Origin of the sequence: Streptomyces sp. NPDC101225 (assembly GCF_044767585.1) — a bacterium.
Classification (GTDB): Bacteria; Actinomycetota; Actinomycetes; order Streptomycetales; family Streptomycetaceae; genus Streptomyces.
Genome location: NZ_JBIWOE010000071.1, coordinates 21505 through 30161, shown reverse-complemented (window position 1 = coordinate 30161; position 8657 = coordinate 21505). Strand labels below are relative to the sequence as shown.

Sequence of the window (8657 nt, the reverse complement as noted above, 5' to 3'; positions counted from 1 at the left end):
CATGGCCACTCCTCCTCCACACCTGCACTACCGCACACCACGATCCCCCCACCCACCCCCCACAGCAGCAGCCCGTTCCACCCCCCGGAACCACCCGCACCGACAAACCGTCCACCGCACACGTCACACGCGAGGAACGGCACGACCGAACCCGAGACAGGCGGCAGCCGCGACAGACCACGCCCGGACCACGGCGGTGAGCGCGCCGGGTGCTGTTCAGACGGCCCCACATGACACCCGGACCGATCGCGAACGGCACGCCGCGTCCGACCGCGGTTCGCTCCGTCTCCGCCCGTTCGCGTCGGCGCCGGGCGAGGGCCGCGGACCGGATGCGGTCCGCACGTGATCACGGCGTGCCCGGCCGGTTCAGCGCACGGATACTCCGCGGCAGTCGCCCGGCACGTACCCGCGCTCCTTGTCGACGACGTTGCGCAGCGGCAGGCCCCCGGCGCGGCGAGCCAGGTTGTCGAGGAACAGCCCCGCGAGGTCGTCACGCCATCCGGCGACCTCACCGGCCGTGTGCGGAGAGACGATCACTCCGGGCATGTCCCACAGCGGTGAGGCTGCGGACAGCGGTTCCTCGGCGAAGACGTCCAAGGCGGCTCCGGCCAGCCGGCCAGCGGCGAGGTGCCGTACAAGTGCCTCCTCGTCGACGAGAGCCCCCCGGCCGACGTTGACCAGCCGGGCGCCGGGTTTCATCGCGGCCAGTACGGCGGCGTCCACCATGCACCGGGTGTCCGGGGTGAGCGGCGCGGCAAGGATCACGTAGTCGGCGTCGGCGAGCCCGGTGCGCAGGTTCCCACCCTCGTACACGGTGCCGAAGTCCGGGTCGTCCACACGGGCGGTGCGCCCGGCTCCGGTCACCCGCATGCCGACGGCACGCAGCATGCGTGCTATGGCACGGCCGATCGGGCCGGTTCCCCACACCAGTGCGGTGCGGCCCGCGATGCGCTCGCTGTCACGCGGCCGCCACTCGCGGCGTCGCTGATGCTCCCAGGTTCCGGGGAAGTCCTTGGCGAGGGAGAGGATCAGGCCCAGTACGTATTCGGCGATGGCGCCGTCGTAGACACCGCGGGAGTTGGTCAGTACCACGTCCGGGTCGTCGACGAGCGCCGGGAAGAGCAGCGGGTCGACCCCGGCGGCGGCCACATGGACCCAGCGCGGGGCTCGGGCCGGGTCCTTGGGCCAGGCACCTGCGACGGCCTCGGTGAGAGAGTGCCAGCAGAACAGGGCGTCCGCGCCGGGCAGGAGCAACGGCAGTTCCTCCTCGGTCGCGTAGACCGTGTCGGCGAGGCGTTCTATGTCGTCGGCGTTGGGCGGCAGGACGCCACGGTGCAGGACGACGAGCCGGTCAGCCACGGCCGTCCGCCACGGGGATGGCGAGGTACTTGTACTCCAGGAACTCGTCGATGCCAATCCGTCCGCCTTCCCGGCCCAGGCCGGACTGCTTGACGCCGCCGAAGGGCGCGGCCGGGTTGGAGACCAGTCCGGTGTTGACGCCGACCATGCCTGTTTCCAGCCTCTCCCCCACCCGCAGGGCGCGGTCGATGTCCTGGGTGAACAGGTAGCCGACCAGACCCCATTCGGTGTCGTTGGCGGCGCGGACCACCTCGTCCTCGGTGTCGAAGGTGAGGACGGCGGCCACCGGCCCGAAGATCTCCGTCGACATCAGGTCGGAATCGGGCCGGACCCCGGTGAGCACGGTGGGCGGGTAGAAGTGGCCGGGCCCGTCCGGGACCTCTCCCCCGGTGAGGATCTTCGCGCCGCGGTTGACCGCGTCCCGAACGAGCGTGTCGGCCTTGGCACGCCCGGCGCCGTCGATGAGCGGGCCCACGTGCGTGCCCGGCGCCGTGCCGGGGCCCACGGACAGGGCGGCCATGCGCTCGGCGAGCCGGACGGCGAAAGTGTCGGCGACCGAGCGGTGGACGAAGAACCGGTTCGCGGCGGTGCACGCCTCGCCCATGTTCCGCATCTTGGCGACCATCGCCCCGTCGACCGCCCGGTCCAGGTCTGCGTCCTCGAACACGATGAAGGGCGCGTTGCCGCCGAGTTCCATCGACGTCCGTACGACGGTGTCGGCGCACTGGGCGAGCAGCAGCCGTCCGACCGGGGTGGACCCGGTGAAGGACAACTTGCGCACGCCGCCGCCGCGCAGCAGGGGCTCGATCACTCCGGCGGCGTCCGTGGTGGTGACGACGTTGAGCACGCCGTCCGGGAGTCCAGCCTCGGCGAGGATGCCGGCGAGGGCGAGGGTGGACAGCGGGGTCTGCGGGGCGGGTTTGAGGACCATCGTGCAACCCGCCGCGATCGCGGGGCCGATCTTGCGGGTGCCCATGGCGAGCGGGAAGTTCCACGGGGTGATCAGCAGGCAGGGGCCGACGGGCTGGCGCATGACCAGGACGCGGTTGGCGCCATCGGGGGTGCGGGTGAGCCCGCCGTCGACACGGACGGCCTCCTCGGAGAACCAGCGGAAGAACTCCGCCGCGTAGCCGACCTCTCCGTGGGCCTCGGCGAGCGGCTTGCCCATCTCCAGGGTCATCAGGAGCGCGAGGTCCTCGCGCCGGTCGAGGATGATCTCGTAGGCGCGGCGCAGGATCTCGCTGCGGGCGCGGGGCGCGGTGGCCGCCCAGGCCTCCTGTGCGGCGACGGCGGCATCGAGGGCGCGGCGACCGTCGGCGGGCGCGGCGTCGGCGACCTCGCACAGCCGCTGTCCGGTCGCGGGGTCGTCCACCGCGAAGCGGGCACCCTCGGCGGCGTCCTGCCAGTTCCCGGCGATGAGCAACTGCTTGGGGACGGAGTCGATGACCTTGGTCATGAGGAGATGCCTCCGGGTGGGTTCGGGTCGAGCAGTTCGGCCAGGTGCCGGGCCTGCGGCCCGTCGGGGCCGGTCAGGTGGGCCGCCTGGGTGCGGCAGCTGAAGCCGTCGGCGAGGACGGTGTCGGTTGCTTCGAGGGCCGCGAGTTTCGGGGCCAGGGAAAGGCCTGCGACGGTGATCGAGGTGGCGTGGTGCTGGGCCTCGAAGCCGAAGTTGCCAGCCAGTCCGCAGCAGCCGTTCGCCTCGTCGACGTGGTCGACGCCGAGTCGGCGCAGCAGTTCGGACTGGGTTCTCTCGCCGAAGACGGCGTACTCGTGGCAGTGGGTCTGCAGGGTGACACGGTCGGGTACGGCCGGTTTCCACGCCGGGTCGGCGCGTTCGGCGAGGGCGCCCGCGAAGCTGCGGACGCGGGCGGCGACCCGGCGGGCGGACTCCGTGCCCAGGAGGGCGGGCGCGTCGTGGCGAAGGGCTGCCGCACAGCTCGGCTCGGGGACGACGATCGGCAGCTCGCCTCCGTCGTCGAGATGTTCGACAGTACGGGTCAGCACACGCCGTGCGATGCCGAGTTGGCCGGTGGTGAGCCAGGTGAGCCCGCAGCACAGTCCACTGCGCGCGGTCGCGGGGAGTCCGGCGTCGGCGAGGACTCGGGCGGCGGCGCCCGCGACGTCAGGGCGGAAGGCGCGGGTGAAGGAGTCCACGAGCAGGACCGCGGCGGGGTGTTCGGGCTGCGGGGGCAGGTGCTCGCGCAGGGCCCGGCGCGGGGCGAAGGCCGGCAGGGCACGCTCGGTGGTGACTCCGCCTAGGCGCGCGACGAGCCGGCCCAGGGGACCGCCGAGTACGGCGTTCACAGCCCCGGCGGCCCAGCGGGCGAGGGCCGACCACCAGGGCAGCCAGCCCAGGCTGTAGTGGCTGCGCGGGCGGAGGCGTCCGGTGTAGTGGCGGTGCAGGAACTCCGACTTGTACGTCGCCATGTCGACGCCGACCGGGCAGTCGGCGGCGCAGGCCTTGCAGGACAGGCACAGGTCGAGCGCGTCGCGCACCTCGGCCGAGCGGCTGCCGTCGGCCACCACGGCGTCGGGTCCGCCGCGCAGCATCTCCTGGAGCAGCCGGGCGCGGCCCCGCGTGGAGTCGCGCTCGTCATGGGTGGCACGGTAGCTGGGGCACATCGACCCGCCGGCGTCACTGCGGCAGCGCCCCACCCCGATGCAGCGGCCCACGGCCTCGGCAAAGCCGCCCGGGTCCTCGGGGAAGGTGAAACCGCCCGGTGCCGGGGGGCCGATCGGATACAGCGCGAGATCGGCGTCGACGGCTGCCGGGTCCACGATCACGCCCGGGTTGAGGACGCTCGCGGGGTCGTACAACCGCTTGTAGGCGGCGAACGCGGCGCGCATCCGGGGGCTGTACATGACGGCCAGGAGTTCGCTGCGGGCGCGTCCGTCGCCGTGTTCGCCGGACAGGGTGCCGCCGTGCTCGACCACCAGGGCGGCGGCCTCCTCAAGGAAGGCCCGCATGGCGGCGGCACCCTCATGGGTGGCGGGGTCGAAGTCGACGCGGACGTGGACGCAGCCCGCGCCGAAGTGGCCGTACAGGACGCCGGTGTAGCCGTGCTTGGCGAGCAGGGCGCGGAAGTCGCCCAGGTAATCGGCGAGTCGGTGCGGGTCGACGGCGGCATCTTCCCAGCCGGGCCAGGACGTGCCGCCGTCGACGAGGCGGGCGGCGAGTCCGGCGCCGTCCTCGCGTACCCGCCACAGCGAGCGCCGTTCGGCCGGGTCCTCGACGACCCGGCCCGCCACCATCCGTTCCTCCGCCCGGAGTTCGGCGAGCAGTGCGGCCGCGCGCCGGTCGGCGTCGTCCTGGTCGGCGCCGTCGAGTTCGACGTAGAGCCAGGCGGCGCCCTCGGGGAGTCCGGTGACGGCTTCCGGGCCGCGCCGATGGCGCAGGGTGGCGACGATGGCCTCGTCCATGCCCTCCACGGCGGTGGGCCGGTGCCCGAGGATCGCCGGCACGTCCCGGGCGGCCTCCACCACGTCCCGGTAGCCGAGGGCGAGCAGCGTGGTGGCCGCGGGCCTCGTCTGCAGCCGCACGATGGCGCGGGTGACGACCGCGCAGGTGCCCTCCGTGCCGACCAGGGCGCGGGCGGCGTGCCGGCCGTGCTCGGGGAGGAGGTGGTGGAGCTGGTAGCCGGAGACCTGGCGGGGGATGCGGCCCAGTTCGGTGCGCAAGGCCGCGAGGTTGTCGTCGACCAGCCGGGTCAGCGCCGAGTCGAGGGCGGTAATACGGGCGTCGGGGTCGTCGCCGAGGGCTCGCAGGCCACCGGGGCCGGCCACGGCGCGCACTCCTTCGGCCGTGACAATCTCCAGTTCCTCTACGTGCTCGACCGTCCTGCCGTACGCCACGGAGTGGTTCCCGCACGCGTCGTTGCCGATCATCCCGCCGAGGGTGCAGCGACTGTGCGACGAGGGATCGGGGCCGAAGAACAGGCCGTGCGGCGCGGCGGCGCGCTGGAGGTCGTCGAGGACCACGCCGGGTTCGACGACGGCGGTGCGGGCGGCCGGGTCGATCGAGAGGACCCGGCCCAGGTGGCGGGAGAAGTCGAGAACCACGCCGGGTCCGATCGCGTTGCCGGCCATGCTGGTGCCCGCCCCGCGCGCGGTGAGCGGTATGCCCAGGTCACGGCAGGCACGTACTACCGCGACCACGTCCTCGGCGGAGCGCGGGAAGGCGACGGCGAGCGGGGGTACCCGGTAGTTGGAGGCGTCGTACGCGTACTGGGCACGCCGCCCGTCCCCGATGTCGACCTCCAAGCCCGGCGCCGTGCGCGCCAGCAGGCCTACGAGGGCCGATGCCTCGCTCATCCGGCCGTGCCCGCCTCGACGGCCGCCGCCCAGGCGCGCAGTCCCTCGTCGACCGCGGCCGCGTCGACGACCAGCGGCGGGATCATGCGGACGACGTTGCCCCACGGCCCACAGGGCAGCAGGAGCAGGCCTTCTTCCACGGCGGCCGCCAGCACCCGGGACGCCGCGGCCGGGTCGGGTTCGCCGGTCTCCGTCACGAACTCGCTGGCCAGCATCAGCCCGAGGCCGCGTACGTCGCCGATGGCGGGGTTCTTCGCGGCGACCTGGTCGAGTCCGGCGCGCAGCCGGGCACCCATCGCGGCGGCGTTCGCGACCAGTCCCTCCTCCTCGACGACGTCAAGGGTGGCCAGCGCCGCCGCGCAGGCGACGGCGTTGCCGCCGTAGGTGCCCCCCTGCGAACCGGGCCGGGCCCGGCTCATCAGCTCCGTGGGCGCCGCGATCGCGGACAGTGGGAAGCCGCTGGCCAGGCCCTTGGCGGTGATCAGGATGTCGGGGCGGATCCCGAGGTGCTCGTGGCCCCAGAACCGGCCGGTGCGGCCGACGCCGGTCTGGATCTCGTCCAGGACCAGCAGGATGCCGTGCCGGTCCGCGCGCTCCCGCAGGCCCCGCACGAACGCCGGGTCGGCGGGGACGTAGCCGCCCTCGCCGAGGACGGGTTCGACGAAGACCGCGGCGGTGTCGTCGGGGGCGGTGACAGTCTGCAGCAGCTGGTCGAACTCGCGCAGCGCGAACCGGGTGGCCGTCTCCTGGTCCCAGCCGTAGTGGAAGGCGTGCGGGAAGGGCGTGACGACGACGCCACCCATCAGGGGGCCGAAGCCGGTGCGGACCTTGGTGCCCGAGGTGGTCATGGACGCGGCGGCGACGGTGCGGCCGTGGAAGCCGCCCTGGCAGACCACGACGTTCGGGCGGCCGGTGGCCTGGCGGGCGAGCCGGAGCGCGGCCTCGACCGCCTCGCTGCCGGAGTTGGCGAAGAACAGGCTGTCCAGACCCTCCGGCAGGACGGTGCCGAGGCGCTCGACCAGCCGTTGCAGCGGTCGGTGCATGACGGTCGTGTACTGGCCGTGGATCAGGGTGGCGACCTGCTCCTGTGCGGCGGCTACCACCTTCGGGTGGCAGTGGCCGGTGCTGGTGACGCCGATGCCCGCGGTGAAGTCGAGGTAGCGGCGGCCGTCCGCGCCGTACAGGTGGACGCCTTCGCCGCGTTCGGCGACGACCGGTGTGGCCTGGCGCAGGTGCTCGGACAGGTGGCTCATACGACGGCTCTCCGACAGCGTGAGAAGGTGCGGGGACACCTGCCACCCTGCGGGCGGCACGACCGGAGGGTCAACGGCCATCGTGTTCCGCCGAGCCACTCGGTGTGGACGGTCTGTCAACCGGCCCGCCGACCCGGAACAAACTGTCCACGCGGGGCCGCCCGAGCGAACAGGGTGTTCATTGACGGTGGCCGCACGCTGAACAAGGGTGATGGACAACCCGGACGGCCTCACCAGAGCCCTCCGCACTGCGTACAGCGTCGTACGCGTTCGAACTGCTTGACGCACGACTTCCTCCGCCCCGGTCCCCCTGCCGGCGCGGGTTCCCTCACCGCCCCTGCGTCCCCCAGGAGCCTCAAGCATGTCCGTGACATCGTCATCCACCACCCCAGGGGGCTCGTCGCTCGACGACGCGCCCGTCACCTCCTTCCACCGCCGGATCATGGCCGTCGCCATGGGCGGCCCGTTCTGCGACGGCTACCTGCTCGGCGTGATGGGCGTCGCTCTTGCCCTCATCACCCCGGCCCTCGACCTGGACACCCTGTGGACCGGCCTGGTGGCCGCCTCCGTCCTGGTCGGGGTGTTCATCGGCGGCGCGGTCTTCGGGCCGATCACGGACCGGGTGGGCCGCCATCTGATGTACGTGCTCAACCTGGCCACCTTCGTGGTCTTCTCGGCACTGCAGTTCTTCGTGACCGAGGCCTGGCAGCTGATGGTGCTGCGGCTGCTGATCGGCATCGCGATCGGCGCCGACTATCCGATCGCCTCCGCACTCACCACCGAACTGGTCCCGCGCCGGCTGCGCGGCCCGGCCCTGTCCGGCCTGGTGCTGGCCTGGTGGGTCGGATACGGCGTGAGCTACTGGGTGGGCTGGGCACTGACCGGGCTCGGCGACGACGCCTGGCGCTGGATGCTCGCCTCCGGAGCCGTCCCGGCACTGGTCTTCCTCGTCTTCCGGGCCGGCATCCCCGAGTCCCCGCGCTGGCTTGCCTCGCGTGGCCGGATCGATGAGGCCAAGGCCGTCGTGCGCAAGCACCTCGGCCCCAACATCGACGCCGACGAACTGGTTTCCGAAGCCCGGCAGGAACAGCGCGGCGGCTCCGGGCTCGGTAACCTCGTCGAGATCTTCCGGCGCGGCTACGCCGTCCCCGTCATCTTCTGCTCCGTCTTCTGGATCTGCCAGGTCGCGCCCGCCTTCGCGGTCCGCTCCTTCCAGCCGCAGATGCTGTCCGCGTTCGGCGTACAGAGCTCCTACGGCGCCAGCGCGCTGATCACCACGATCGCCGTGCTGGGCATCGCGCTCGGCCTCGTGGTCGTCAACCGGATCGGCCGCCGCCCGCTGCTGATCAGCACGTTCGTCTTCATCAACGTCTCGCTGATCGCACTGGCAGTGCTGCCGCTGCACTGGGCCGCCCTCGTGGTCGCCCTGTTCGCCGCCTTCCAGTTCTTCGAGGCGGCCGGCAGCGGGCTGCAGTTCGTCTACCCGAGCGAGCTGTTCCCGACCGACCTGCGGGCCACCGGCGTCGGCATCGCCACCGCGATGAGCCGGGTCGGCTCCGCCTCCTCCACCTTCCTGCTCCCCATCGCCGCGGCCGACCTGGGTGTGCGCGGCACGCTCGGCGTCGCGGTCGCCATCACCCTGGTCGGCCTCGCCGTGTCGTACTTCCTCGCCCCCGAGACCAAGAACCTGGGCCTGGCCGAAGCCAGCAAGCGTGCCTGAACAATCCCCCAAGA

At 72.7% G+C, this 8657-nt stretch carries 5 protein-coding genes; 1 reads left to right on the top strand and 4 read right to left on the bottom strand.

What is annotated here, in order from left to right:
- Positions 1–366 precede the first annotated feature (366 nt).
- Genes ACIRPX_RS44270 through ACIRPX_RS44255 form a run of 4 tightly spaced genes read right to left on the bottom strand, consistent with a single transcriptional unit; the run spans position 367 to position 6923 of the window.
- On the bottom strand, positions 367–1359 hold the full coding sequence (locus tag ACIRPX_RS44270; RefSeq protein WP_404205829.1) for a D-2-hydroxyacid dehydrogenase: 993 nt from the start codon (positions 1357–1359) through the stop codon (positions 367–369).
- Complete coding sequence (locus tag ACIRPX_RS44265) at positions 1352–2815, bottom strand: NAD-dependent succinate-semialdehyde dehydrogenase (RefSeq protein WP_404205828.1); 1464 nt, start codon at positions 2813–2815, stop codon at positions 1352–1354. The genes ACIRPX_RS44270 and ACIRPX_RS44265 overlap by 8 nt, the downstream gene beginning before the upstream one ends.
- Entirely contained in the window at positions 2812–5670 is a 2859-nt protein-coding gene (locus ACIRPX_RS44260; RefSeq protein WP_404205827.1) for an FAD-binding and (Fe-S)-binding domain-containing protein, read from the bottom strand. The genes ACIRPX_RS44265 and ACIRPX_RS44260 overlap by 4 nt, the downstream gene beginning before the upstream one ends.
- A complete protein-coding gene (locus ACIRPX_RS44255) occupies positions 5667–6923 on the bottom strand; it encodes an aspartate aminotransferase family protein (RefSeq protein ID WP_404205826.1) in 1257 nt (418 codons plus the stop codon). The genes ACIRPX_RS44260 and ACIRPX_RS44255 overlap by 4 nt, the downstream gene beginning before the upstream one ends.
- Before the next feature lie 361 nt (positions 6924–7284).
- On the opposite strand from ACIRPX_RS44255, the gene ACIRPX_RS44250 reads away from it, so the two are divergent.
- Entirely contained in the window at positions 7285–8643 is a 1359-nt protein-coding gene (locus ACIRPX_RS44250; protein ID WP_404205825.1) for an MFS transporter, read from the top strand.
- Positions 8644–8657 lie beyond the last annotated feature (14 nt).

Excerpts from the sequence above, each read along its gene's own strand:
- ACIRPX_RS44265 (WP_404205828.1), bottom strand. The coding sequence starts at position 2,815 with ATGACCAAGGTCATCGACTCCGTCCCCAAGCAGTTGCTCATCGCCGGG.
- ACIRPX_RS44260 (WP_404205827.1), bottom strand. The coding sequence starts at position 5,670 with ATGAGCGAGGCATCGGCCCTCGTAGGCCTGCTGGCGCGCACGGCGCCG.
- ACIRPX_RS44255 (WP_404205826.1), bottom strand. The coding sequence starts at position 6,923 with ATGAGCCACCTGTCCGAGCACCTGCGCCAGGCCACACCGGTCGTCGCC.
- ACIRPX_RS44250 (WP_404205825.1), top strand. The coding sequence starts at position 7,285 with ATGTCCGTGACATCGTCATCCACCACCCCAGGGGGCTCGTCGCTCGAC.